This is a genomic window from Streptomyces sp. NPDC001410 (assembly GCF_042895235.1).
GTDB lineage: Bacteria > Actinomycetota > Actinomycetes > Streptomycetales > Streptomycetaceae > Streptomyces.
This window is the reverse complement of the sequence record NZ_JBIAWE010000023.1, coordinates 161,274-185,673: the sequence shown is the minus strand read 5'-3', so window position 1 is coordinate 185,673 and position 24,400 is coordinate 161,274. Positions and strand designations below refer to the sequence as shown.

Below are 24,400 nucleotides of genomic sequence, written 5' to 3'. Positions count from 1 at the left end.
ACCTCAACGATCCACGGATCCGTCCTTGCCCGGGAGCCGGACCGACTGCTCGTGCCGGAAGACGTTCCTCGGATCCCAGTACGCCTTGGTCCGCTGCAGCCGCTCGTAGTTGGCCCCGTAGTAGAGGAGGTACCAGGGCTGGCCCTCGACCGGGTCATTGAACTCCGGGTCGTTGAGGTCGACGTCGGGATAGTTGATGTAGCAGCCGTCGGTGTTGGTGATCCCGGGCACCTCCGGGGTGGGCATCACGGGCACGCCACCGGTCTCGGCGTACATGTCCTGGTAGAAGTCGCGGATCCACTTCAGGTGCGGCGCGGCGATGGACGGATCGACCAGGGCGTCCTGGTAGTCCCAGACGCCGTCGTGGTTGGCGTCGTCACCCCAGGTCCAGTAGGCCTGGTACTGGAGTTTCAGCACGGACGAGCGCTGGGGCACGGCGGTGGCGAAGGGGTCGACGTCGTTGATCCGGCCGCCGTAGGAGTCGACCTGGAGCAGGGCGTCCTCGTTCTTGTACTCCGAGGTGAGGTGGTCGAAGAGTACGTCGAGCTGGCGCTCGCTGAAGTTCCCCGTGTGGTAGGCGGACTTGTACTTCCCGCACCGGCTCGGGCCGGAGTCGTTGAAGTTCTGGGTCGCCGTGAGCCACGGCAGCCGGGTGGGGATGAACTGGTCGTTGAGCGGCCGGTGTTCACCCATCGCCAGGTCGAAGAGGGTCTGTGGGTAGTCCTCCTCGGGCGCGAGCCAGTTCAGGAAGCGGTTGAGCCGCTCGATCGAGTCGCGGCGGGTGCCGTCGAGCTGGATGACCAGGCCGACCTTGCCCTTGGCGTGGTTGTTCAGCTTGAGCAGCGTGAACAGATCGCGGTAGTCGAAGTCGCGGAGGAAGTCGGGGCCGCCCTCGCCCGTCTGCTCGGCCAGGTAGAACTCGCCGTAACGGCCCACCAGGGACTTGAACTTGTCGGGGTACGCCTTGAAGAGGTCCCACTCCCAGGCCAGCGCCCTGGTCAGCACCTGGGCCGGCGGTTCGGGCAGGCCGCGGAACCAGTAGCGGGTGACCACGCCGAAGTTGCCGCCGCCACCACCGGTGTGCGCCCACCACAGGTCCTGGACCGCGCGCTCCGGTGAGTCCTTCCGCGCCACGGTGACCTCGGCGTGCGACCGGTCGCGCACCGTGACCACCTCCACGGCGTACAGGTAGTCGACCGTGAGGCCGTGCAACCGGGAGAGCAGGCCGAATCCTCCGCCCGAGATGTGGCCGCCCGCTCCCACGGAGTAGCACGAGCCTCCGGGCACGGTGAGGCCGTGCCGGCGGTACAGCTGGGTGACGGTGTGCCAGTTGGTCGCGCCTGCCTCGACGCAGTACGCCTCCATCTCGGTGTCGTAGTAGACACCGTCCATGGTGCTGACGTCGATGATGACGGCGACGTCGTCGCCGCAGACGAAGTTCTCGTAGCAGTGCCCGCCGGAGCGGACCGTGATCCGGCGCGGCGGCGAGGCGAGTCCCACCGTCCCGGCGAGATGGGTGTTGAGAGCGGCGACCACGTCGGCAGTGCTTGCGGCCACCACGACATAGTCGGGGCCGGCGACCCAACGCTGGTTGAATCCCCGGCGGAGCGCCTCATAGCGGGGGTCGCCCGGACCTACCTCGGTCGGTCCGACGGGCCGGGGACGAAGGGACTCGGCGGGCATGGCAGTACCTCCACGGCAGGCGGCGACCAGCGATCACTGCAGGCTAGAATGCCGTCACTCTTGGTGACTCCGCCGTTCGGGTGAGGGGCCTGGCCGCATAGGCGCAGAACCGCACTGCCTCCGCGTGCTCTCGCGCGCCGGGTGGCACAGTGGCGGGTTTCTGGAAGCGCCCACGAAGGTTCCAGGGGCCGAACGGCCCTTTCGCGGGTGGGGTGGGGACGGCTTGACTGGGCCCGGATGCGGACCACCCGAGGGTGGTCCGCTGTGGCCGGTTCGCGGTTCCGGGCGCAGCAAACGGCTCGGGCGGAGTACGTCTTCTCCTCCGCCCGAGCCCTCGGCGGTCGCCTCGCAGCGCGCGCCGGCCTTCACGGCTCCCCGCCGTCTGCCGCGACCAGCCGGATGCCGGTGATCAGGTCGGGGCGGATGCGTACGACGTGGTCCATGTGCTGGTCCGACCAAGGGTGCAGCATCCCCCGGTAGCGGGCCACTTGGCCGGGGTCGGTGACAAGTCGGCAGTAGCCGGTGGCGACGACGCTCCAGCCGGTACGGCCGGCCGGGTCGATGTCGTCGGCCTCGTAGGCGACGACCACTCCGCGGTCGCCGTTCTGCCGGGCGTGCGAGACCAGTGCGGCGCCCTCGTGGGTGCGGATGATGATGGCGCCGTCGTCGAGGACATGGTTGACCGGGCGGGCGGTGGGCAGCGCGTGCCGGGTGAAGATGATCCGCCCCACTGGCACGCTGCCGAGCAGGCGCAGGGCCTCGTCGGGGGACAGTTCGAGGCTGCGGCGCTGGGATGCCATCGAGGGCTGTCCTTCGTGTACGGCGGTACCTGTCCGCCGCACGGGGCCGGGGGCCGGGGCCAGCAGGTCTGATGGCCTCCATGGAAAGCGTCTCGAACATGGTGTGCCAGGGCCGTTCGGCCCTTGTTAACCGCTGCACGTACTGACTTCACTGATCCAGCGGTCCCGCCCGCGGGCTTCGGCCTCGCCCGTGCGCTCGGCGAGGCGGTCCCGCTCACGGGCGAGGCCCGGGTGGGACCGCGTAGCACGAGGACGGATGGGAGAGCGCCGTATGGCGGAGAGGCGAGTGCGGACATGATCGCGGCGATCGGGCACGCCGATCTGACCCCGGACACACTGGAGCTGGTGGAGGCCGAGCTGCGGGCGGCGCTGGAGCGGCTGCCCGCGCAGAGGTCGGCTCTGGTGCGGGCAGGGGCCGGTGCGCCGGTGGCGTTCGGGCGGGCGGTCCAGGCGACGGGGCGGGAGCTGGTCGTGGTGACGCCCACACAGGGGATGGTGCCCGCGTTGCTGCCGGAGCGAGACCGGGTGGCGGTCGCGGAGCTGGTGTCCCTCGCCCGGTGGATGCGTCTGCTGGCGTACGAGCCGGACGACCGGGACGCGTGTGTCGGCGCGGACGAGCGGACGATCGCGGAATGCCGGCAGCTGCTGGCCGTGTGGGACGGCTCGCCCTCCAACGGCCGTGACGCCACCGCGCATCTCGTGGCGTACGCCCGCGCCCGTGGCGTTCCGGTCGAGGTCGTGTGGCCGGAGAGAGCTGCCCGCGAGGCGATACCCGGTGGACCGGCGCCCGCCGCCGGTCGCCGCCTACGCGGCATCAGCCCTCTGTCGACCACCACGGGCCCGGCGCCCACTCGGACCACTGGCAAGGCGGACCAACCACGATGACCGGCACCACCGCTACCGCACACCACCTCACCAGGAAGGACGGACGACGAGGAGAGATCACACCGGAGGGCGCGACCAGTGCCTCGCGTGCCTTCGCCTGGCTGCTGATCGTGTCCGGAGCGCTCGGCATCCTCGCCTCCTTCGTGATCACCATCGACAAGTTCGAGCTGTTGCAGGACCCGCACTTCTCGCCCTCCTGCAACCTCAGCCCGGTGCTGTCCTGCACGAACGTCATGCGCAGCGCCCAGGCGTCCGTGTTCGGATTCCCCAACCCGCTGCTGGGCCTGCTCACCTACCCGGTGGTGGTGGCCGTCGGATTCGCGCTGCTGGCCGGGGCTCGCTTCCGGCGCTGGTTCTGGCTCGGGCTGAACGCCGGAACGCTGTTCGGCGCGGGATTCTGCATGTGGCTGATGAGCCAGGCGCTGTACGAGATCGGCGCGCTGTGCCTGTGGTGCTGTCTGGCCTGGGCGGCCACGATCGCGATGTTCTGGTACACCACAGCGCACAACCTGAGGCACGGCATCCTGCGCGCGCCGCGCGTGGTGGTGGCCGGGGCACTGGAGTTCCACTGGGTGGTACCGGTCACCTGGTACCTGGCCATCGTGATGCTGATCGCCACCCGCTGGTGGGACTACTGGCAGACACTGCTCTGAGCGCATCGCCGACCCGTTCCGGGTACTGAGGCATGGTCGGCAGCGAGTTGGGCGAGGGCGTGCGGTCTCCCCTGGTACAAAGTCCGCCGCCGCGTCGGCTGATATCGCCATATCATCCGGGCGGCAGGCGGGGCCTTTGGCCACCGAAAGGATGAGTTCCAGTTGTGACGAATGGCGATGGTCGGTGAGCCTGGTTGTTACCGGCCCGAGTGCCAGTAGCGTCGCGTCGGAACGACGCCGCTCGCGCAGCTGCGATGTCGGCCAGTGTTTTTCGGAATCTCGGAGACGAACAAAACTGTGAGCATCTCCAACGGATCTCAGGACGCCGCCGCTGCAGCAGCGGAGGAGGTGTACGAGAACGAGTTGCCGCTACGGCGCAGCCAGCCGGGCAATGTGGCCGTGAAGTGGTTGACCACCACCGACCACAAGACGATCGGAACGCTGTATCTGATCACATCGTTCGCGTTCTTCGTGATCGGTGGCGTGATGGCGCTGCTCATGCGTGCCGAGCTGGCCCGCCCGGGTCTGCAGATCATTTCGAACGAGCAGTACAACCAGGCCTTCACGATGCATGGCCTGATCATGCTGCTGATGTTTGCGACGCCGCTGTTCGCCGGCTTCACGAACTGGATCATGCCGCTGCAGATCGGCGCGCCCGACGTGGCGTTCCCGCGGCTGAACATGTTCGCCTACTGGCTGTACCTCTTCGGCTCGCTGATCGCGGCGGCCAGCTTCCTCACCCCGCAGGGCGCCCCCGACTTCGGCTGGTTCATGTACGTACCCCTGTCGGACGCGGTCCACTCGCCCGGCGTCGGCGCCGACATGGGCATCATGGGGCTGGCGTTCTCCGGCTTCGGCACCATCCTGGGCTCGGTCAACTTCATCACCACGATCATCGTCATGCGTGCTCCCGGCATGACCATGTTCCGTATGCCGATCTTCTGCTGGAACGTGCTGCTGACGGCCGTGCTGGTCCTTTTGGTCTTCCCGGTTCTCGCGGCCGCTCTCTTCGCCCTGGAGGCGGACCGAAAGTTCGGCGCCCACGTCTTCGACGCCGCGAACGGCGGAGCCCTGCTGTGGCAGCATCTCTTCTGGTTCTTCGGCCATCCAGAGGTGTACATCATCGCGCTGCCGTTCTTCGGCATCGTTTCCGAGATCATCCCGGTCTTTTCCCGTAAACCGATGTTCGGCTACATGGGTCTGATCGCGGCCACCATCGCGATCGCCGGTCTTTCCGCGACGGTGTGGGCCCACCACATGTACGTCACCGGCGGTGTGCTGCTCCCCTTCTTCTCCTTCATGACCTTCCTGATCGCCGTGCCGACCGGTGTGAAGTTCTTCAACTGGATCGGCACCATGTGGAAGGGCAGTCTGTCCTTCGAAACACCCATGCTCTGGACGACCGGCTTCCTGGTCACCTTCCTCTTCGGCGGTCTGACCGGTGTGATCCTGGCCTCGCCGCCGATGGACTTCCACGTCTCCGACTCGTACTTCGTGGTCGCGCACTTCCACTACGTCATCTTCGGCACGGTGGTCTTCGCGATGTTCGCCGGATTCCACTTCTGGTGGCCGAAGTTCACCGGCAAGATGCTGGACGAGCGGCTCGGCAAGATGACCTTCTGGACGCTGTTCGTCGGCTTCCACACCACTTTCCTCGTCCAGCACTGGCTGGGCGTCGAGGGCATGCCGCGCCGCTACGCCGACTATCTGGCGTCCGACGGATTCACCACCCTCAACACGGTCTCGACGATCGGCTCGTTCCTGCTCGGTCTGTCGATGCTGCCGTTCTTCTACAACGTGTGGAAGACGTCCAAGTACGGCAAGCCGGTCGGCGTCGACGATCCATGGGGTTACGGTCGTTCCCTCGAGTGGGCGACGTCCTGCCCGCCACCGCGGCACAACTTCCTCACCCTGCCGCGGATCCGCAGCGAATCCCCGGCGTTCGACCTGCACCACCCCGACATCGCGATGCAGGAGCAGGAGCACCAGTTCCCGGCGGGGCCGCAGAGGTGAGGTGCCTGCCGTGACTGCCGAGATGGCGGCGGACGACGATTCGGTCCAGGCCGGTATCGCACGGATGGAGGGTTACCTGCTGTGGCAGGGTGAGATCGAGCGAGCCCGCGCGGAAGCCGAATCCTTTGCCGATGAACTCGACTGGCTGACAACCGCTCAGCGGGAAAAGGTGGTCGACCTCTTCACCCGTCGGCAGCTCGACCTCTCCCGGATGGCCATCACCCGCACGGCCCAACGTGCACTGCAGCTCCGCCAGGAATACCAGCAGCGCTATGACTGCCTCAAACGCCGGGGCTTCGCCGCTGCCCTGGCCCTGGGAGCGGCTGCTGTCTTCGTCGATTCGTTGCTGCTGATGCGTTGACGAGTCACGACGCCCGAGGAAGCCGCACCGGGGAAACGATGGGTCGGCCGCGGTGCCCCGGAGCGGGAGAGGCACCGGCGACCGTCAGCAGATCCTCTTCACGCAGACACCGCACGCCCCGGTGCCCGTGCACCCCGCACGTGCCGCATCCGGCACGAGGCCCGGCCCGTCGGAAGCCCGCAGGCCGCCGGAACCGGCCGCGCGGAGAATCCTGCCCCCGGTCGGACGCCGGTGGACGTACCAGGCCATGTTGGAGGTGAGCCCGGTCAGCAGGATCCAGGCGATGGCCACCACCCACGCGCCTCGGGCAAAGGACACTGCGGCGGCGGTGGCGGTCAGTCCACAGACGACGGCGGCGTAGTATGCGAGACGGGGCATCCGGCGGCTCCTCTTCATGGGGCGGGTACGGGCACACCCACCGCTCACCCTCCCGCGGCAGCGCGACTGCCGCGGTCGGGCCGACGGCCGGGAGACGCGCAACTATCGCATCAGGGTGCGGCCGCCGTCCGGCCCTGGCGCACAGGGGCCGTTCGGCCCTGTACGCCCGCCGTGCATGGTGATTGCCTGGCACAGCGGCCGAGTGCGCCGGCCACTGCGGCTCCCCGTTCCCCCGTCCGGGAGGGAGACTGACCGGCGCATTCGGTACGCGCTACCGACCGCTTCGACGCCCTTGTGGCTAGAAGAAGCCCAGCTTCTTCGGCGAGTACGACACCAGGAGGTTCTTCGTCTGCTGGTAGTGCTCCAGCATCATCTTGTGCGTCTCGCGGCCGATACCGGACTGCTTGTAACCGCCGAACGCCGCGTGCGCGGGGTAGGCGTGGTAGCAGTTCGTCCAGACCCGGCCCGCCTGGATCGCGCGGCCCGCGCGGTACGCGGTGTTGGTGTCCCGGGTCCACACGCCCGCGCCGAGACCGTAGAGCGTGTCGTTCGCGATCTTGATGGCGTCGTCGAAGTCGTCGAACGAGGCCACCGAGACGACCGGCCCGAAGATCTCCTCCTGGAAGATCCGCATGCGGTTGTCGCCCTCGAAGATGGTCGGCTGGACGTAGTAGCCTCCCTTCAACTCACCGTCGTACTCCACGCGTTCGCCGCCGGTGAGGACCTTGGCGCCCTCCTGCCGGCCGATGTCCAGGTAGGAGAGGACCTTCTCCAGCTGGTCGTTCGAGGCCTGGGCGCCGATCATCGTGTCGGTGTCCAGAGGGTGCCCCGGCTTGATCTGCCGGGTGCGGGCCACAGCAGCCTCCAGGAACTCCCCGTAGTTGCCGCGCTGGACGAGCGCCCGCGAGGGGCAGGTGCACACCTCGCCCTGGTTGAGCGCGAACATGGTGAAGCCTTCGAGCGCCTTGTCCCGGAAGTCGTCGTCGTGGGCCCACACGTCGTCGAAGAAGATGTTCGGGGACTTGCCGCCGAGCTCCAGCGTGACCGGCTTGATGTTCTCCGAGGCGTACTGCATGATCAGCCGCCCGGTCGTGGTCTCCCCGGTGAACGCCACCTTCGCCACCCGCGGGCTGGACGCCAGCGGCTTGCCCGCCTCCACGCCGAAGCCGTTGACGATGTTGACCACGCCCGGCGGCAGCAGGTCGGCGATCAGGCTCATCCAGTAGTGGATGGACGCCGGGGTCTGCTCGGCGGGCTTGAGGACGACCGCGTTGCCCGCGGCCAGCGCCGGCGCGAGCTTCCAGGTCGCCATCAGGATCGGGAAGTTCCACGGGATGATCTGCGCGACCACACCGAGCGGCTCGTGGAAGTGGTACGCCACCGTGTCGTCGTCGATCTCGCCCAGCGAGCCCTCCTGCGCCCGGATGGCGCCCGCGAAGTAGCGGAAGTGGTCGATGGCGAGCGGGATGTCGGCCGCCAGCGTCTCGCGCACCGGCTTGCCGTTCTCCCAGCTCTCGGCCACCGCGAGGGGTTCGAGGTAGGCCTCCATACGGTCGGCGATCTTCAGCAGTATGTCGGCGCGCTCCGCCACCGACGTACGACCCCACCCGGGCGCGGCCTCGTGCGCCGCGTCCAGCGCCCGCTCGACGTCCTCCGCGGTACCGCGCGCGATCTCGGTGAACGGCTGCCCGTTGACCGGCGACGGATTCTCGAAGTACTGCCCGCGCATCGGCGGCACGTACGCTCCGCCGATGAAGTGGTCGTAGCGCGCCTGGTAGGAGACGATCGCGCCCTCGGTGCCGGGCGCCGCGTAACGGGTCATGCTGGTCTGCCTCCCGGTGAAGCGCTGCCCGCCGTTGGGCAGCTCGCGGCGCGAGGCTAGGCGGGCGGACGTTGCAAGTACGTTGCGCCGCCGGCCGGTGCCGGTGGCCGGTGAGCCGGTACGGCCAGCTCGGCCTCCAACGCCGCCAGCCGGGCCCGCACCGGCGCCGACGGCCGCACCGCCGCGAGCGCCCGCCACACCTCCAGGTCGTCCTCACCCCACGGCGCACGTGCCCAGTCCGCGAGCAGATCGGGATCGCTGTGGGTGATCAGGGCCGCCCGCAGACCGTCGGCGAGGCGGCGCCTGAGCCGCACCACCGCCGGGGCCTGCGAACCCGGCAGCAGCGGGCCTGCGTACGCCTCCACCGCGGACGTCAGCGCACCCGTCTCCAGCCGCCGCTCCACTACGCCGGCGTCGGACTCGACGGCCGCCGTGAGCCGGTACGGCCGGGAGGCGAGCAGCCCCGGCCCCAACAGCCGCCTCAGCCGGGCCAGTTCGGCACGCAGCGTCACCGGGGTCACCGACTCGTCCGCGTACAGCGCGCACAGCAGTTCGTCGCCGGTCAGCCCCTCGGGACGGCGGCCGAGGAGAACCAGGATCTCGCTGTGCCGGCGGCTGAGCCTGATCCGGTGGCCGTCCAGGCGGAGCTCGGCCTCGTCGCGGCCCAGGACGCTCAGCATCGCGGTGTCCTCGGCAGGCCGAGGCGGGGCGAGCAGTGCGAGCTGGGACTCGGCGGCCCGCGCCACCGCCTGCACGAAGCCCAGACTGTGCGGATGCGCCAGCCCGTCGCCACCGGTGATGTCGACGGCCCCGAGGACCCGGCCGGTGTGCGGATCGTGCACCGGCGCCGCCGCACACGTCCACGGCTGCACCCGCCGTATGAAGTGCTCCGCAGCGAACACCTGCACCGGCCGGTCCAGGGCGACCGCGGTACCCGGCGCATTGGTGCCGACGGCCGTCTCCGACCAGCGAGCCCCGGGCACGAAGTTCATCCGGTCCGCCAGGCGCCGGGTCGCCGGATGCCCTTCGACCCACAGCAGTCTTCCGTGTGCGTCGCACACCGCCAGCAGATGCTCGCCGTCGGCGGCGAACGTGCCCATCAGCTCCCTGAACAGCGGCATCACCCGGGCCAGCGGGTGCTCGGCCCGATAGGTACCGAGGTCGCCGTCGGTCAGCTCCACGCTCGCGGTACCGTCCGGCCCCACACCGGCTCGCGCGCTGCGCCGCCACGACTCGGCCACCACGCCCCGCACCGGGCGCGGCACCGTGCCGGCCGTGGTGAACGTCTCGTGCGCCCGGCGCAGCACCCGGACTCGCTCGGCGGGGTCGGCCCCCGGCTCCAGGGCCACCCACGGATCGGTCAACTCGCCCTCCCCGGACGGTGAAACGGCTGGAACCATCGTCACGCGCCGTGTTCGCCCAGACAACCGGTTCGACGTCCGCCTATGCGAAATTGACCAGTCTGATGTAGCGGACCCAGTCCCAGAACGGTCCCGGATCGGTGTGGTCGGTGCCCGGCACCTGATAGTGGCCGATGATGTGCTCCCTGTCCCTGGGGATGCCATACCTGGCACAGATGGCCGCCGTCAGCTGCGCGGACTGCTCGTAGAGGGCGTCGGTGAAGAAGGCGGGCTCGTTCACCCAGCCCTCGTGCTCGATGCCGATGCTGCGGGTGTTGTAGTTCCAGTTGCCCGCGTGCCAGGCGATGTCGGCCTCGTGCACGCACTGGGCGACGTGCCCGTCGGCCGAGCGGACCACATAGTGCGCGGACACCTGCTTCTGCGGGTTCTGGAAGATGGCCAGGGTGTCCGTGTACGTCTCCTGCGTGACATGGATGATCACACGGTCGACGGTGTAGTCGGCGGGGCGGTCGGACGAGGTGTAGTTGCCGGTGGTCGCCGGCTGCCACTCGGCCGGAGGGTAGTCGACGGCTCCCTGCGCACCGGCGCGGGCGTCGGGGAGCAGCGAGTAGGGGACGGCGGCGAGAGCCGCGCCCTTCAGGATCCGTCGCCTGCTGAGCTGTGGTCCGGGCCGGTTGGTGTCCATCGTCGGCTGCCTTTCAGGAACGGGTGTGGGGGGCACAAGCCTGCGCGACTGATGCGGTGTCAGCGGCCGAGCGTCCGCGCCGTCTCCCGCAGCCGCGCGTGCATGCCGCGGTGAGTCTCCCGCGTGGGCAACCACTCCTTGCGGAGCTTGGCCACGCACGTGTAGTTGGTGTCGCACACGTTGGCCAACGGCGATTCGACCGCCTGGGTTGCGTACTGATACGCGTCCAGCTCACTGAATCCGTAGTCGCGCACCAGCCACTGCACCAGGTCAAGCTGCGATATCCGGAACGCGTCCTCCAGCGGGCGCGCCGAGCCGGTCGAGATGAGATGCGTGTCCGATTCCAGCCGGGGCCAGGGCGTGGCGACGTCCTTGAGGAGGTCGACGATCACCACGGTGTTCATCGCGCACTCCACCGCAACCCCGCAGGTCTCGCCCTCGCCCTGCCGCGCGTGCCCGTCACCGAGACTGAGCAGGGCGCCCTCGACGTTGACCCCCAGATAGCAGGTGACACCGGCCCGCATCTCGGGCGTGTCCATGTTCCCGCCGTGCGCGTCCGGGACCAGGGCCGAGCGCACCTCCAGGTTGGCGGGGGCCACCCCCACGGTGCCGTGCATGGGGTCGAGGGGCAGCTCCAGCTCCAGGTCACTGTCCTGCGCTCGGAAGAGAGCGGTGCGCCGGGTGCGGTCGAGCTGCCAGATCCAGACCCGCTCCCGCAGGGGTGGCTGCAGCGTGGCCGTGGTGTGCGTCGAGGTGAGCGCGCCGAAGAGGGGGACCGTGGTCGAAGCGGCCCAGTCCCGGGCCGGTTCGAGGGACACGAAGTGCACGGCCACGGTGTCGCCGGGCTCGGCGCCCTCGATGTGGAAGGGGCCGGTCTGCGGATTCAGGAAGGGAAACGCGCAGACCTCGGAGACGAGGTCCTTCTCGGACCGCACCTGGCCGGCGAAGCAGTCCTCGGTGTAGAGGTCGAGAACCGTTCCGGGCTCGATCCGGGCCACCGGGGGAGCACCGCCGAACGTCCAGGCGTACTCGTCCGGTTCCGGGCGCACGGTCAGGATGCGGGGATCGGTCATCGCGGCGTCGGTCCTTTCGGTGCGGCGGTCATGAGGAGAGAATCGGTCCCCGTCGGCCTTCCGGAGGGGCGGCTCGCCGGTACGGTCAGCGAGGCACTGTTCCGTCCTGCCGGTGGCCGGCCGTGTCGGGTTCCTCGGCGTGCACCCGTGCGGTCTCGGCCATTCGCTCGGGGTGACGCCGCATCAGCACCAGCAGGACCACCGCGCCGGCGGCCACGGCGGCGGCCGGCGCCATCGCCGTGATGCTCTGGAACAGGACCTTGCGCAGCCCGATGGCGTCCCGCCGCAGCGTCCCGGTCGTCTCCGCGTGCATGTCGTCCCCCGATCCGTGTCAGCCGACTGTCACTCGACGCGTGTACATCCCCTCGTCCCGCGAGCGCTCCGCCGGACAGGCAGGGTGGCTGCGCCTCGCGTGAATCACGGTACGGCGCGAGGGAGTTGGGCAGAAGGGTGCGCCACGGTTCCGTGGACAACCGGCGGACTGTGGACAACTCCGCCACTCGATCGAGTGAGACCAGGCCGTCATCCGGCCGTGCGAGCCCACCCGGCGGCGAGCCGTCAGAGCCGCTCGGCCACCGCCGCCGGATCGTCGAGAACGGCCCGGACGACCGAGTGGGCCGCGCCGAGGAGGGGGCCCTCGGGACCCAGTCCGGACACCGACACCGGGCAGGCGGGTCCCGCCGTACGGCCCGTCAACTCGGCCTCCAGTGACGGCAGCAGCCAGGGGGAGAGGCCGGCGAGGGCCCCGCCGAGGACGACCGTCTCGGGGTCGAGCAGATTGACCGCCCCGGTCAGTGCGATGCCGAGCGCCGTACCGGCGTCCCGCAGAGCCCGCCGTACCGCCTCGTCGCCCTCCTCGGCCCGTCCCGCGAGCAGGCCGACCAGGTCCTCCTCCGGCTCCAGCCCGGCCGCACGCAGCACCGCCTCCTCACCGGCGTACTGCTCCAGGCACCCACGCCCGCCGCACGGGCAGGCGGGTCCGTCCGGGTGGACGGGCACATGACCCAGCTCGCCCGCGAACCCCCGCGTGCCGCGCAGCAGTTGCCCGTCCACGACGACCGCGGCGCCGATGCCGATCTCGGCCGACACGTGCAGGAAGTCGCGCGGTGTGCCGGCACCGAGCCACAACTCGGCCAGAGCACCGAAGTTGGCCTCGTTGTCCACGGTCACGGGCAGGCCGCCGGGCAGCAGGGGGCCGAGGTCCGTGTCGTTCCAGTCGAGGTTCGGGGCGCGCACGACCGTGCGGCCGTCCCGCGCCACAAGCCCCGGTACGGCGACCGCGAGACCGGCGGGCCACAGCCCCTCCCGTTCCGCCTCGGCCACGACCCGGCGGACCAGCGCCGTCAGCTCCTCGATCACCGGTCCCGAGGCGCGGCCCCGGTTCGCGCCGTGCCGCACGGCCCGGGCGCGGACCGCGCCGCGCAGGTCGACCGCGCACACCGCGAGGTGATAGACGCCGATCTCCGCCCCGATGCCGGCGGGACCGTGCCCGCTCACCGCGAGCGCGGATCCGGGGCGGCCCACCCGGCCCGGCCGTTCCGGGCCCAGCTCCTCCAGCAGCTCCCAGCGGATCAGCTCGTCCACGAGGGTCGACACCGCCGCCCGTGTCAGGCCGATGTGCGAGGCGACCGCGGCCCGCGACAGTGGGCCCTCCGCGCTGACGGCGTGCATCACCCGGGCGAGGTTGCGCCGGCGCATGCCCTGCTGGGTGTCCGGCAGAGAGCGTCCGGCGCCGGTCGGGCGGCCCTCGTGCGGCGATGCGGTCATGCTCTGGTCAATCCTCGGTGTCTGCGGCCGGGCTCAGCTCGGGTGCGGCGGCTGGGCTCAGCGGGCTTCCGGCCCCCGCTCCAGCAGCGGGGCCGCGTCGGAGAGTACCCCGCTGATCCGGGCCAGCGTCGCCTCGTCCCGCTCCACCGCGTCCAACACCGGGCCCGCGGCCGTGTTCCAGCGACGGGCCACTGCGCCCGGGTCCTCGCCGGTCAGCAGGCCCGCGGCCTGCGCCGCGGCCCCGAGGGCGACCAGCTCCCTGGCCTCCGGGACCTGGACCGGCCGCCCCGACAGCCGCCGCACCGTCTGCTGCCAGGCCGTGCCCCGGGCTCCGCCGCCGATCAGCAGCAGCGGGGTGGTGCGGTCCGCGTCCTGGTCGAGGACCAGATCGAGCGCGCCGAGCAGTGCGTGCACCGCGCCGTCGTAGGCCGCCTGCAGCAGCTGGCCGGCGGTGGTGTCGTGCCGCAGCCCGTGCAGCAGGCCGGAGGCGTTCGGCAGGTTCGGAGTGCGCTCGCCGTCCAGGTACGGCAGCAGGGTGACGGAGGTGCCGGGCTCGACGGCCTCCCGGTCCAGGCCCAGCAGTGCCGCGACGCGGTCCACGGCGAGGGTGCAGTTCAGGGTGCAGGCCAGGGGCAGCCAGTCGCCGTGCGCGTCCGCGAAGCCCGCCACCGTACCCGTCGGATCGGCGGGGCGGTGCTTGGAGACGGCGTACACGGTGCCCGACGTGCCGAGGCTCAGCACCGGCGTGCCCGGCCGCAGGCCGAGGCCCAGCGCCGCGGCCGCGTTGTCACCGGTGCCCGGCGCCACCAGGGTGCCCTTGGAGAACGGCAGGTCGTGGTGCTCGCGCACGGTGCCGGCCACCTCGCCGGGCCGTACCACCCGGGGCAGCAGCGCCGGATCGAGGCCCACGTGCGCCAGCGTCTCCTCGTCGTAGGCCTCTGTCCCGGACGCCCACCACCCGGTGCCGGAGGCATCGCCGCGGTCCGTCGTGCCCTGTCCGGTCATGCGTTCGGTGAGGTAGTCGTGGGGGAGCCGCACCGCCCTGGTGGCGCGGACCGCCTCCGGTTCGTGCTCGGCCAGCCACGCCCACTTCGTGACCGTGAACGACGCTCCGGGCACGCTGCCGGTGCGCTCCGCCCAGCCCTTCGGGCCGCCCAGCTCCTCGACGAGCCGGCGGGCCTGCGGCGCCGAGCGGACGTCGTTCCAGAGCAGCGCCGGACGTACCGGTTCACCCTGCTCGTCCAGTGTGACCAGGCCGTGCTGCTGGCCGCCGACGGACACCGCGGCAGCCTCGTGCGCGGGCTCACCGCACTGGCGCAGTGCCTCGCACAGGGCGTCCCACCACTGGCGCGGATCACTCTCCCGGCCCGCACCGGAGGACACGGTGTGCGGCGCCTGGCCGCTCGCCACGACCTCCCCGGTGGCTGCGTCGACGACCAGCGCCTTTGTGGACTGGGTGGATGTGTCCACGCCGACGACGAGCGGACCCTCGGCTGCTGACATCGGGTTCTCCTCTTCCGCGGCTGCGCGGGATGTGCTGTGAGCTGGCAAGACTTCTGTCAACGACATCGGTCGACGACAGAGGCCGACGACATCCGCCGAAGACTCCTTGTCGTCGAAGACACACCTTGTCTCTTCCCAGAGGTGCGTCCGCATACTAATTTGTAAACGGCCATGACGAAATAGTCGTACGCAGCAAGGAGTCGCGGCATGAGCTACCAGCCCACCCCCGAGGACAGGTTCACCTTCGGCCTGTGGACCGTCGGCTGGCAGGGAAGGGACCCGTTCGGCGACGCCACCCGCCGCGTCCTCGACCCGGTCGAGACGGTGCAGCGGCTCGCCGAGCTAGGCGCCCACGGGGTGACCTTCCACGACGACGACCTGATCCCCTTCGGGTCCACGGACACCGAGCGCGAGTCGCACATCAAGCGCTTCCGTCAGGCCCTGGACGCGACCGGCATGACCGTCCCGATGGCCACCACGAACCTCTTCACGCACCCCGTCTTCAAGGACGGCGCGTTCACCGCCAACGACCGCGACGTCCGCCGCTACGCGCTGCGCAAGACGATCCGGAACATCGATCTCGCCGTCGAGCTGGGCGCCAGGACGTACGTCGCCTGGGGTGGCCGTGAGGGCGCCGAGTCCGGAGCCGCCAAGGACGTGCGCGCGGCCCTCGACCGGATGAAGGAGGCGTTCGACCTCCTGGGCGAGTACGTCACCTCCCAGGGCTACGACATCCGCTTCGCCATCGAGCCCAAGCCGAACGAGCCGCGCGGCGACATCCTGCTGCCCACGGTCGGTCACGCGCTGGCCTTCATCGAGCGTCTGGAGCGCCCCGAGCTGTACGGCGTCAACCCCGAGGTGGGTCACGAGCAGATGGCCGGGCTCAACTTCCCGCACGGCATCGCGCAGGCGCTGTGGGCTGGGAAGCTCTTCCACATCGACCTCAACGGGCAGTCCGGCATCAAGTACGACCAGGACCTGCGGTTCGGCGCCGGCGACCTGCGTGCCGCCTTCTGGCTCGTGGACCTCCTGGAGAGCGCCGGTTACGAAGGACCCCGCCACTTCGACTTCAAGCCGCCGCGGACCGAGGACCTCGACGGCGTGTGGGCGTCGGCGGCCGGCTGCATGCGCAACTACCTCATCCTGAAGGAGCGTTCGGCCGCCTTCCGCGCCGACCCGGAGGTCCAGGAAGCGCTGCGTGCCTCCCGCCTGGACCAGCTGGCCCAGCCGACCGCCGCGGACGGCCTGCAGGCCCTGCTCGCCGACCGTACGGCCTTCGAGGACTTCGACGTGGAGGCGGCCGCCGCGCGCGGTATGGCCTTCGAACAGCTCGACCAGCTGGCGATGGACCACCTGCTGGGCGCACGGGGCTGAGTGCGCACGCGCGCGTGCCTGCCGAATTCCGCGGCTCCGGTGAGGGCTGACCGCCCCCGCGCGGGATGCGGCGGAATCGTGCGGTCCGCGGCATGAGCCGGTATCAGCTTCCGTGCGCGGGTGGCCTCATGACCGGGCGGTGGCGACTCTGGACGGTATGTCCCTGCCGCCTGTACCTCCCGTCCCGCCCGGACCGCCGGGCGGCACCCCGCCTCCGCCCGGCGGTTTCGGGCCGCCGCAGGGCGGCTTCGGCCCGCCCCCTCCCGGCGAGCCGGACCGGTCATGGCCTCCGGTGCCTTCGCGGCGGAGCCGCGGCCCGTTGTTCGCCGTCCTGACCCTCCTCGTGGCCGCCGCGGCCGTCCTCGTCGTGGTGCTGACGGCCTCCGGGAAGCACGGCTCGGGGGACGAGAAGGCGCCGAAGGAGAGCGGCACGAGCACAAGCCGCTCTCCCCGGCCCTCCTTCAGCCTTCCCACCGAGCTGCCCAGCCGGCTGCCTTCGCGGCTGCCGACCGAGCTGCCCTCGGGTTTCCCGAGCCGGCTGCCGAGCGACCTGGAGCCGATCCTGCCCTCGCTCTCCGACGAGCTGCCGTGAAAACGCCTCTCACAGGCCTTCGGGCAGCCGGACGTACGTCAGGGTCGTCTTGATCCCGCTGTCGACGAGGCGGCCCTGGGCGTCGAACGCGCCCGCTCCGTCGGTCATCCCGAAGTCGTTGTCGTTGATGAGCGCGAGAGTGTCGTGGTCCACGCGGGCGATGCCCTCGATCTTCCCCGGGACACCGGTCACCTTGCCCAGGTCGACGACGAGCCGCTTGCTCAGCACCGGCACGCCTGCCGCGGCCGGGTCGTCCAGCTGCTCCAGCGACGGAGAGGTCGTGTCGTCGTCCCAGGGGCCGCCGAGGATGTCGGCCTTCTGCCCCAGCCTGACCAGCTGCAGCCGGGCCGCCTTGTCGGTGCGCTCCTCCACCAGCAGACGGTCGCCGCCGACGGCCACCACCGAGGAGATCTTCAGCTCGGAGGTGTCGTCCTCGCTCGGGTCGACGACGTTCACCGGGTCGAAGCGGTAGGCGTACTCAGCGGTGACGGCCTGCTTCCGCGGTGAGAAGCGCAGCAGACGCGTCGTGCGCGAGGCCTCCCCGGCGGCCGTGTCGGGCAGCGAGAGCGGGCTCTGCAGGGCTATCACCAGGTCGCCGCAGGGAAGCTGCGCAAGCCCCTCGAAGCCGCGGTTGATCTTCCGGTGAAGCAGGACGGACGGCAGCGCCTCCACCACCGGGTAGTCGGCGCCGGTGAGGTTCAGCCCCTTGGGCACGTAACGAGTGAGCACCTGCCCGCGCGCGGAGACGTGGACGAGCGAGGGGCCGTACTCGTCCACGAGCCAGAAGGACCCGTCCCCGGCGCGCACGATGCCCTCGGTGTCCAGACCGTTCGGGTCGTACGACAGCGGGGTCGTGGCGTCGTAGGTGTACGGCGCCTCGTCGCGGCTTTTTTGGTTCGGCAGCCCGGTGACGGCCTTCCCCGAGGCAGTGGTGATCGGGATCGCGTCGATCACCTCGATCTCGTCCCCGGAGACCCGGATCTTCACGATCGCGGGGTCGAATCCCGGCACCGGGAACGTCCGGCGCTTCTTGCCGTCCACCTTGATCTGACCGTTGGGGCCGCGGTCGGTCACGGTCCAGTACTCGCCCTTGCGGCCGGCCGGGTAGATGTCGCTGCCGATGCCCCCGAGGTCCACTCCGTGGTCGTCGTCCACGCTGCCGGGCAGCAGCGCGTTGCTGAACTCGCCGAGCGGGATCTCCCCGAGGGTGGCCGTGCGGATGACACGGGCATCCCCGGACGGCGCCGCCGTGGCCGTCCCCGCGGCCACGAGGGCGGCGGCCAGGGCCAGGGGAAGGCCCGTGGCGACGGATCGGTGGACACGGCGCCGGCCGGTGGCGTGCGGGGACATCGGGCCTCCTGAGGGCAAGTTCGTTGACTGCGGCCAGATTTGGACCCCAGAAGGAACATCGCACGACCCCGGGGTGAACAAGCGGCGTCCACCACTCGTCGGATCGCCCTCGCCGTGGACTGACAGCCCGTCAAGTACCCGCGTGCGACCAGTCCTCCGGCCCGAGCCGCGCCGCGGCCAGTGCCGTCGCCGGATCCCGGTCCGCGCCGCCCGCCGGAACCCACCGCCCGCCCTCCTCGCGGTAAGGCCACCAGCTGCCCTCCTGGCCGAGGCGCAGCTGGATCCCTTCGGCCGGGACGGTCCAGCGGTTTCCGGCCGGCCGGAACGATGGCCGCTCGTCCTCCTCCCAGGCCGCCTCCAGGGCCGCACGCGCGCGTGCGAGCGCCGCGCCCTGCACCTGCCACTCCTCGTCGAGCACGGCCAGGGCCGCCGCACCTCCGACACGCCAGGCACGAACGGCCGACGCCAGCCCGTCGCCGCCCCGCCCCGACCCTTCGGCGAGCCGGTCGGCGACAGCACCGGGAGCGGCGCCTTCGGCGAGCCGTACGGCGTCCTGAGTGGCCGTCAGCCCCATGTCCGGCTCCCCGTCGGCGCCGAGGCTCTGCCTGAGCATTCGATGGGCCTCGACGGCCGTTCGCGCGGCCAGGAACTCCAGCGCCACGGGGTCGATCCCGGGCGACGCCTGAGCCGACTCGGTCTCGAAGGACGGCGGTTCGCCGGGGGCCTCCGGAAGGCTGGGCAGAGCGGGCAGCGGGGGCAGGATGTCGGCGGCCGCCCAGGCCTCCGCCGCGTCCACACCCTCCGCCTCGGCGGACTCGTCCGGGCAGGCGGCGCTCCGCAGATGCAGCTGATCCAGGAACGCGCTCCGCGCCCGGCCCCGCAGGAGCAGGAGCACGAACGGATCCTCGTCCAGGAGACGCGCCACCTGATGGGACAGGGCGGCGGTGTGCCCGCAATGGTCCCACGCGTCACAGTCGCACTCGGGTTCCAGATCGCCGAGCCCCGGCAGGAGTTCGATGCCCCTGACCGCCGCGTCCTCGATCAGATGCGAGGGCAGTTCCCCGTCGAGGAGCGCGGCCAGGTGTCCCGCCTGCTCCACGGCCAGGTCCAGAAAACCGACCCACTGTTCTTCGGAGAGCTCCGGCACCAGGACGTCGGCCCGGTGCGCCACGCCCTTCGGATCGCGGACGACCGCGGTGACCCGGCCCGGCCGTACCGTCACGGCGCCGACGCCGCCCCCACGCGCGAGTCGGCGCCCCGCCTTCACAGCGGCGGAGTCCAGTGCCCCGTCCTCCAACGCCCCCAGCCAGGCGCGGCCCCACCAGGTCTGTGCGAACCCGCGCCCGCGCGCGGGCGGCAGCGCGGCGAACGTGCGCTCCAGGCCACGGTCGTGCTCATCGGTGTAGTGGTTCATCGTGCCTCCCCGCGCAGTTCCACCAGTGCGGCCAGTTCCGCGTCCGTCAGCTCCGTCAGTGCGGCCTCGCCCGCGCCGAGCACGGCATCCGCCAGTTCCCGCTTGCGCCCCAGCATTTCGGCGATGCGGTCCTCGACCGTCCCCTCGGCGATCAGCCGGTGCACCTGCACCGGGCGGGTCTGCCCGATGCGGTACGCGCGGTCGGTGGCCTGCGCCTCGACCGCCGGGTTCCACCAGCGGTCGTAGTGCACGACATGCTCGGCCCGCGTGAGGTTCAGGCCCGTTCCCGCGGCCTTCAGCGAGAGCAGGAACACCGGCGCCTCGCCCGCCTGGAAGCGCCGCACCAGTGCCTCGCGCTCGGCGACCGGAGTGCCGCCGTGCAGGAGCTGCGAGGGCACCCCACGGGCCGCCAGGTGCCGTTCGAGCAGACGGGCCATCTGCACGTACTGCGTGAAGACCAGGACGCCCGAGTCCTCCGCCAGGATGGTGTCGAGCAGTTCGTCCAGCAGCTCCAGCTTCCCCGAGCGTCCCGTGAGCCTCGGGTCGTCCTCCTTGAGGAACTGCGCCGGGTGGTTGCAGATCTGCTTCAGCCCGGTCAGCAGCTTCACGATCAGACCCCGGCGGGCCATGTCGTCGGCGTCCGCGATCCGCTCGAGGGTCTCGCGGACCAACGCCTCGTACAGGCCCGCCTGTTCCTGCGTCAGTGCCACCGGGTGATCGGTCTCGGTCTTCGGCGGCAGTTCCGGGGCGATGCCGGGGTCGGACTTCCGGCGCCGCAGCAGGAACGGCCGCACGAGCCGGGCGAGATGCTCCGCGGCAGCGGGATGCCGGCCGCCCTCGACCGGCAGGGCGTACCGCGTGCGGAAGGCGCCGAGGCGGCCGAGCAGTCCCGGTGTGGTCCAGTCGAGGATCGCCCACAGTTCCGTGAGGTTGTTCTCCACCGGCGTGCCCGTGAGCGCCACACGCGCGCGTGCGCCGATGGACCGCAGGGCACGCGCGGTCGCCGCATACGGGTTCTTCACGTGCTGCGCCTCGTCGGCGACGACCATGCCCCAGTGCACCTCGGCGAGCCGCTCGGCGTCCAGGCGCATGGTGCCGTAGGTCGTGAGGACGAACTCCCCGTCCGCCAGGGAGCCGAGACCGCGCCCGGGTCCGTGGAACCGGCGCACGGGGATACCGGGCGCGAACTTCTCGATCTCGCGCTGCCAGTTGCCGAGCAGGGACGCCGGGCAGACCACGAGCGTGGGGCCGGCCGACGAGGCGTCCGTCTGCCGGTGCAGGTGCAGCGCGATCAGCGTGACCGTTTTGCCGAGCCCCATGTCGTCGGCGAGACAGCAACCCAGCCCGAGCGCCGTCGTCCGGGCCAGCCAGCCGAGGCCGCGGAGCTGGTAGTCCCGCAGGGTGGCGGCAAGGGCCGTGGGCGGGACGAGGGGCTGCCCCGCCTCGGGGTCCGTGAGCCGCTCCCGCAGCTGCGCCAGCCATCCCGTGGGCCGTACGTCGACCCGGTGGCCGTCGACCTCGGCCGAGCCCGTCAGAGCGGCGGCCAGCGCCTCGACCGGGGCGATGGAGCGGTCCTGCCGGTTACGGGCGCGGTCCGCCTCTCGCGGGTCGACCAGGACCCATCGGTCGCGCAGTCGCACCAGGGGGCGCTTGGCCTCGGCGAGCCGGTCCAGTTCCTCGCGCGACAACTCACGCCCGCCCAGCGCGAACCACCAGCGGAAGGAGAGCAGGGCGTCTGCCGAGAGGAACGACGGCAGCCCCGAAGCCTCCCCGTCCCGCGGGCCGACGGCCGCGTGTGCGGTCAGCTCGCGCGACAGCTCCTTCGGCCAGTGCACGTCGACTCCCGCGGCGGCCAGTGCCCGGGCGCCCTCGCCCAGAAGTTCGGCGATCTCGTCGTCCGCGAGGTCCACCACGTCCGGCGCGGCGGCGGAGAGCAGTGGCGTCAGCGGCGGCCATGCCCGGGCCGCCCGGCGCAGTGCCAGCAGCGTGTCGGTCCGCGCGCGGGGGCCGAACACGTCGCGCGCGGGTCCCGAGCCGGCCCACAGGTCGGCGGCGTCCGCGACGTCCGCAGCCCCGCTCGCGCCGTGCACTTGGAGCACCGCACGGAACCGCACGGTGGAGTCGTCCTCGCGGACGGCGTCCTGCAGACCGGGCGCCTCCACGCGCAGCGACAGGCGGACGCCCGCGTCGTGGCCGGCGGCGATGTCGTCGGCCCACGCGCGCAGGCCGGGCAGATGCTGCGGCTCCGGTGCCGCGAACGCGGCACCGCCCGTCACGAGCGGTGCGGCCGGGGAGCGGGGGAGCGTGTCGGCGACCGCGTCCAGGAAGGCGCGCAGCAGCCGCTCGGGATCGGGGAGCCGAGGGTGCTCGCCGGCGGTGAGTGGCACGGCGTGTGCCTCCGGAGGCATGGCCGCGGCGAGTTCGCGGACCAGCTCCGCATCGCCCGCGGACAGCGGCCCCACCCGCCAGGCGTCGTGATCGCCGGAGGAGAGACCCGGCAGGAGCAGGCCGCGTGCCAGGAAGTGCAGGGCCAGCAGGCCGGCCGTGCCCCAGAATGCGGTGGCCCGATGGGCGCCCGCCTCTGCACGCGCGTGCGTGAGCACCGGCAGGGCGGCGCGCACCGGCAGCAGCAGAGCGGGCACCCGTACTCGCTCGACGTCCCGGTCGGGCGCGGGCAGCACCAGGTCCAGCTCCGAGACGGACCCCTGGGCGAGATCGGGGAGAGGCTCGCCGCCCGGTCGCCAGAAGGCCATCAGGCCGGCGCGAGCGGGGTCGGACGGTACGAACACCGTGCGGCAGCGGGCCAGTTCGGACAGGCCGGAGGATGTTTCCGTGGGAGTCCTCTGCACAGTTCCGCCGCACTCCTCAAATTTGACTACTTGCTTGGAGTGACCGAGGCTACAGCACGCTGCGAGCCCACCTCGAAGGCTTACGCTGTGACCTGTACCACTAAGGGGCGCGTCTCAGGGATGTCTCAGGGTCGAGCTTCGGAACCGCCGGGAGCGCGGGGCCGTTTTCAGAGCAGAGAGCGGCAGTGGCCGCGAAGGAGGCGACGCTCATGTCCAAGAACGCGAAGATCGCCGCAGGGGGTGTGGCGGTCGGTCTCATCCTGCTGATATGGCTGCCCTGGTGGGTGGCGTTCCTCATCGTGGTGGGGGTTCCGGCCGCCGCGTACCTGGCGCTGGACCCCTCGCAGCGGCGCAGGCTCCGCCGGGTCGGACGCAAGGAACTCGGCCGCTGAGAGGCCGGCGAACGGACCAGGTCCGTTCGCCGGGGCGGCCGCGGACGATCCCCGGACCGTCGGGGACCGCGCCTCCGCGGAGGGAGCGGCCCCCACGGAGTCAGCTGGGCCGTACGGCCATCTTGTCGAGGGCTTCCAGGAGACCGGGCAGTTCGGGACCCCGGCCCACCGGCAGGACCTCCCCGGGCTCCTCATCGAGCAGGACGAACGCGATGTCGTCGGTGCGCGCCACCATCGACCATCCGGGGCCGTCGGCGCGCAGCGTCCGGGCGTCGCCCGGGGCGAACGACGAGCGCACCCGGCCCAGCGGCGGCGGAGAGTCGACGTAGGCGCGCGCCTCCGAGAGCACCCGCCGGATGCCCTGGTGGCCGCTCTTCGGTGCGTTCTCCTCGTCGTCCGCCGCGGCCTCCGCCGTCTCGGTCCCCTCACCGGACGAGGGGAGGTAGTCATCGCCGATCTGCTCCCGCCAGACCGCCCACTGCAGCGCGATCTCGTCGGCGCCCAGACGTCGCTGGGCCGGACCCCAGGAGCTGGTGTCCGGCGGGGTCAGGGCGGGCCCCTCCCCGACCTCGGGGTCGGGGTCGTGCGGCGCGGGCACACCGGGCGCGGCGACGGCGACCGCCAGCGGCCAGCCCGGCAGGGCCGTCACGACCGTGCGCTCGTCCGGCGACAGCTCGTACTCCATGCCGCAGTCCCAGGACGCGATCGCCACGGCGACCAGCGAGACGTCGTCGATGACGACCGTCCAGCGGGCGCCCTCGCCGTCCTGCCCGAGTACCAGGCCGTACCCGTCGGCGAGCGGCGCGAGGTCGAGCGCCGCGCAGGCCTCCGGGTAGTCGTCGCCCAGCACGCTCGGAAACTGCGCCGGCGTCAGCAGCACCGCCGTGAGCACGTACAGCGCCTCGTCCGCGGCGGCGACGGCCTCATCGTCCGTCCCGGCCATCCCTGCCTCCCCAGTGGTTCGTCCATCGGCGCGCACCCTAGTGCGAGCGGAAGCCGCTTGTCACGACTCCGCACACCACCCGGAGCTGCAGGTTTCCACCTGGACGGGGGCGAAATGACCCCCGTCGGGGTCCGCCTCTCAGGCCGCCGGCAGCCCGAGGAGGTCGCGGGCCACCGCCCCGGGCGACTCGTCACGCTCCCGGGCGAGCGCGATGACGGCCCGGCACGCCAGCTCGTTCACCCCGAACGACAGTGCCTCGGGAGACACCCATCCCGCCGCCTCGTCGATCCGGTCCTGATCGTCCTCCGCGCAGGCCGCCACATAGGCGGCCGCTGCTTCGAACAAGTTGTGTGCACGTCGGTCCCGAGTGTCCACCGCCTCCGCGTGCGAGGAGGTACGGAACCTGGCGGCGTACTTGCGCATCATGTCGAACACGTGCCCCACCTTATCCCTGAACGGGGTCGTCACTGATCGCTCATTTGCTCCTGTTCAACGTAGAGTT

General features: G+C 71.2%; 21 protein-coding genes and 1 pseudogene. 7 read left to right on the top strand and 15 right to left on the bottom strand.

The window, feature by feature from the left end:
• Positions 1–3 precede the first annotated feature (3 nt).
• Both ACFY3C_RS38975 and ACFY3C_RS38970 read right to left on the bottom strand, forming a co-directional pair.
• Positions 4–1,683, bottom strand: a complete 1,680-nt coding sequence (locus ACFY3C_RS38975) for an FAD-dependent oxidoreductase (protein ID WP_390774206.1) — start codon at positions 1,681–1,683, stop codon at positions 4–6.
• Positions 1,684–2,048: 365 nt separating this feature from the next.
• Positions 2,049–2,483, bottom strand: coding sequence for a pyridoxamine 5'-phosphate oxidase family protein (locus ACFY3C_RS38970; RefSeq protein ID WP_386580668.1), 435 nt, complete (start codon positions 2,481–2,483; stop codon positions 2,049–2,051).
• 294 nt (positions 2,484–2,777) lie between these two features.
• Here ACFY3C_RS38970 and ACFY3C_RS38965 point away from each other — a divergent pair.
• The 4 genes and pseudogenes from ACFY3C_RS38965 to ACFY3C_RS38950 form a co-directional block, all read left to right on the top strand.
• Positions 2,778–3,257 (top strand): annotated as a pseudogene (locus ACFY3C_RS38965) (hypothetical protein); the annotation flags it as partial.
• 107 nt (positions 3,258–3,364) lie between these two features.
• The gene (locus ACFY3C_RS38960; protein WP_386580670.1) at positions 3,365–4,021 is read left to right on the top strand and encodes a vitamin K epoxide reductase family protein; all 657 of its coding nucleotides are present in this window, start codon (positions 3,365–3,367) and stop codon (positions 4,019–4,021) included.
• A gap of 297 nt (positions 4,022–4,318) precedes the next feature.
• Entirely contained in the window at positions 4,319–6,034 is a 1,716-nt protein-coding gene (gene ctaD, locus ACFY3C_RS38955; RefSeq protein WP_390774205.1) for a cytochrome c oxidase subunit I, read from the top strand.
• A 10-nt stretch (positions 6,035–6,044) separates the two neighbouring features.
• On the top strand, positions 6,045–6,395 hold the full coding sequence (locus ACFY3C_RS38950) for a hypothetical protein (protein ID WP_386580673.1): 351 nt from the start codon (positions 6,045–6,047) through the stop codon (positions 6,393–6,395).
• Positions 6,396–6,479: 84 nt separating this feature from the next.
• On the opposite strand, the gene ACFY3C_RS38945 is transcribed toward ACFY3C_RS38950, so the two are convergent.
• From ACFY3C_RS38945 to xylB, 8 genes are all read right to left on the bottom strand, one after another.
• Entirely contained in the window at positions 6,480–6,773 is a 294-nt protein-coding gene (locus ACFY3C_RS38945; protein WP_390774204.1) for a hypothetical protein, read from the bottom strand.
• 298 nt (positions 6,774–7,071) lie between these two features.
• Positions 7,072–8,595: an aldehyde dehydrogenase gene (adh, locus tag ACFY3C_RS38940; RefSeq protein WP_390774203.1), complete on the bottom strand. Its 1,524-nt coding sequence runs from the start codon at positions 8,593–8,595 to the stop codon at positions 7,072–7,074.
• Between the two features lie 56 nt (positions 8,596–8,651).
• On the bottom strand, positions 8,652–9,959 hold the full coding sequence (locus tag ACFY3C_RS38935) for a GAF domain-containing protein (RefSeq protein WP_390774202.1): 1,308 nt from the start codon (positions 9,957–9,959) through the stop codon (positions 8,652–8,654).
• A gap of 79 nt (positions 9,960–10,038) precedes the next feature.
• The gene (locus ACFY3C_RS38930) at positions 10,039–10,641 is read right to left on the bottom strand and encodes an N-acetylmuramoyl-L-alanine amidase (RefSeq protein WP_386581312.1); all 603 of its coding nucleotides are present in this window, start codon (positions 10,639–10,641) and stop codon (positions 10,039–10,041) included.
• A 59-nt stretch (positions 10,642–10,700) separates the two neighbouring features.
• Positions 10,701–11,714, bottom strand: coding sequence for an acetamidase/formamidase family protein (locus tag ACFY3C_RS38925; RefSeq protein ID WP_390774201.1), 1,014 nt, complete (start codon positions 11,712–11,714; stop codon positions 10,701–10,703).
• Positions 11,715–11,799: 85 nt separating this feature from the next.
• The gene (locus ACFY3C_RS38920) at positions 11,800–12,027 is read right to left on the bottom strand and encodes a hypothetical protein (protein WP_390774200.1); all 228 of its coding nucleotides are present in this window, start codon (positions 12,025–12,027) and stop codon (positions 11,800–11,802) included.
• A gap of 245 nt (positions 12,028–12,272) precedes the next feature.
• Positions 12,273–13,481 carry an ROK family protein gene (locus tag ACFY3C_RS38915; RefSeq protein WP_390774199.1) on the bottom strand — a complete coding sequence of 403 codons (1,209 nt, stop codon included), beginning with the start codon at positions 13,479–13,481 and terminating at the stop codon, positions 12,273–12,275.
• 57 nt (positions 13,482–13,538) lie between these two features.
• A complete protein-coding gene (gene xylB / locus ACFY3C_RS38910; RefSeq protein WP_390774198.1) occupies positions 13,539–14,984 on the bottom strand; it encodes a xylulokinase in 1,446 nt (481 codons plus the stop codon).
• Positions 14,985–15,191: 207 nt separating this feature from the next.
• Between xylB and xylA the strand changes: the two genes are divergently transcribed.
• Entirely contained in the window at positions 15,192–16,358 is a 1,167-nt protein-coding gene (gene xylA / locus ACFY3C_RS38905; RefSeq protein ID WP_390774197.1) for a xylose isomerase, read from the top strand.
• A 319-nt stretch (positions 16,359–16,677) separates the two neighbouring features.
• Positions 16,678–16,950 (top strand): hypothetical protein, encoded by a 273-nt coding sequence (locus tag ACFY3C_RS38900; protein WP_390774196.1) that lies wholly within the window; start codon positions 16,678–16,680, stop codon positions 16,948–16,950.
• A gap of 9 nt (positions 16,951–16,959) precedes the next feature.
• On the opposite strand, the gene ACFY3C_RS38895 is transcribed toward ACFY3C_RS38900, so the two are convergent.
• The 3 genes from ACFY3C_RS38895 to ACFY3C_RS38885 all read right to left on the bottom strand — a co-directional run bounded on the left by ACFY3C_RS38895 (position 16,960) and on the right by ACFY3C_RS38885 (position 22,563).
• Positions 16,960–18,300 carry an esterase-like activity of phytase family protein gene (locus tag ACFY3C_RS38895; protein ID WP_390774195.1) on the bottom strand — a complete coding sequence of 447 codons (1,341 nt, stop codon included), beginning with the start codon at positions 18,298–18,300 and terminating at the stop codon, positions 16,960–16,962.
• A gap of 130 nt (positions 18,301–18,430) precedes the next feature.
• On the bottom strand, positions 18,431–19,714 hold the full coding sequence (locus tag ACFY3C_RS38890) for an SWF or SNF family helicase (protein ID WP_390774194.1): 1,284 nt from the start codon (positions 19,712–19,714) through the stop codon (positions 18,431–18,433).
• Positions 19,711–22,563, bottom strand: a complete 2,853-nt coding sequence (locus ACFY3C_RS38885; RefSeq protein WP_390774193.1) for a DEAD/DEAH box helicase — start codon at positions 22,561–22,563, stop codon at positions 19,711–19,713. The genes ACFY3C_RS38890 and ACFY3C_RS38885 overlap by 4 nt, the downstream gene beginning before the upstream one ends.
• Before the next feature lie 209 nt (positions 22,564–22,772).
• Here ACFY3C_RS38885 and ACFY3C_RS38880 point away from each other — a divergent pair, with 209 nt between their 5' ends.
• Positions 22,773–22,955: a hypothetical protein gene (locus ACFY3C_RS38880; RefSeq protein WP_381662715.1), complete on the top strand. Its 183-nt coding sequence runs from the start codon at positions 22,773–22,775 to the stop codon at positions 22,953–22,955.
• A gap of 100 nt (positions 22,956–23,055) precedes the next feature.
• On the opposite strand, the gene ACFY3C_RS38875 is transcribed toward ACFY3C_RS38880, so the two are convergent.
• Positions 23,056–23,898, bottom strand: coding sequence for a hypothetical protein (locus ACFY3C_RS38875; RefSeq protein WP_390774192.1), 843 nt, complete (start codon positions 23,896–23,898; stop codon positions 23,056–23,058).
• A 138-nt stretch (positions 23,899–24,036) separates the two neighbouring features.
• On the bottom strand, positions 24,037–24,333 hold the full coding sequence (locus ACFY3C_RS38870; RefSeq protein WP_390774191.1) for a hypothetical protein: 297 nt from the start codon (positions 24,331–24,333) through the stop codon (positions 24,037–24,039).
• Positions 24,334–24,400 lie beyond the last annotated feature (67 nt).

Coding starts and splice junctions, on each gene's coding strand:
- ACFY3C_RS38975 (WP_390774206.1), bottom strand. CDS start 1,683: ATGCCCGCCGAGTCCCTTCGTCCCCGGCCCGTCGGACCGACCGAGGTA.
- ACFY3C_RS38970 (WP_386580668.1), bottom strand. CDS start 2,483: ATGGCATCCCAGCGCCGCAGCCTCGAACTGTCCCCCGACGAGGCCCTG.
- ACFY3C_RS38960 (WP_386580670.1), top strand. CDS start 3,365: ATGACCGGCACCACCGCTACCGCACACCACCTCACCAGGAAGGACGGA.
- ACFY3C_RS38945 (WP_390774204.1), bottom strand. CDS start 6,773: ATGCCCCGTCTCGCATACTACGCCGCCGTCGTCTGTGGACTGACCGCC.
- adh (WP_390774203.1), bottom strand. CDS start 8,595: ATGACCCGTTACGCGGCGCCCGGCACCGAGGGCGCGATCGTCTCCTAC.
- ACFY3C_RS38930 (WP_386581312.1), bottom strand. CDS start 10,641: ATGGACACCAACCGGCCCGGACCACAGCTCAGCAGGCGACGGATCCTG.
- ACFY3C_RS38925 (WP_390774201.1), bottom strand. CDS start 11,714: ATGACCGATCCCCGCATCCTGACCGTGCGCCCGGAACCGGACGAGTAC.
- ACFY3C_RS38920 (WP_390774200.1), bottom strand. CDS start 12,027: ATGCACGCGGAGACGACCGGGACGCTGCGGCGGGACGCCATCGGGCTG.
- ACFY3C_RS38915 (WP_390774199.1), bottom strand. CDS start 13,481: ATGACCGCATCGCCGCACGAGGGCCGCCCGACCGGCGCCGGACGCTCT.
- xylB (WP_390774198.1), bottom strand. CDS start 14,984: ATGTCAGCAGCCGAGGGTCCGCTCGTCGTCGGCGTGGACACATCCACC.
- xylA (WP_390774197.1), top strand. CDS start 15,192: ATGAGCTACCAGCCCACCCCCGAGGACAGGTTCACCTTCGGCCTGTGG.
- ACFY3C_RS38895 (WP_390774195.1), bottom strand. CDS start 18,300: ATGTCCCCGCACGCCACCGGCCGGCGCCGTGTCCACCGATCCGTCGCC.
- ACFY3C_RS38890 (WP_390774194.1), bottom strand. CDS start 19,714: ATGAACCACTACACCGATGAGCACGACCGTGGCCTGGAGCGCACGTTC.
- ACFY3C_RS38880 (WP_381662715.1), top strand. CDS start 22,773: ATGTCCAAGAACGCGAAGATCGCCGCAGGGGGTGTGGCGGTCGGTCTC.
- ACFY3C_RS38875 (WP_390774192.1), bottom strand. CDS start 23,898: ATGGCCGGGACGGACGATGAGGCCGTCGCCGCCGCGGACGAGGCGCTG.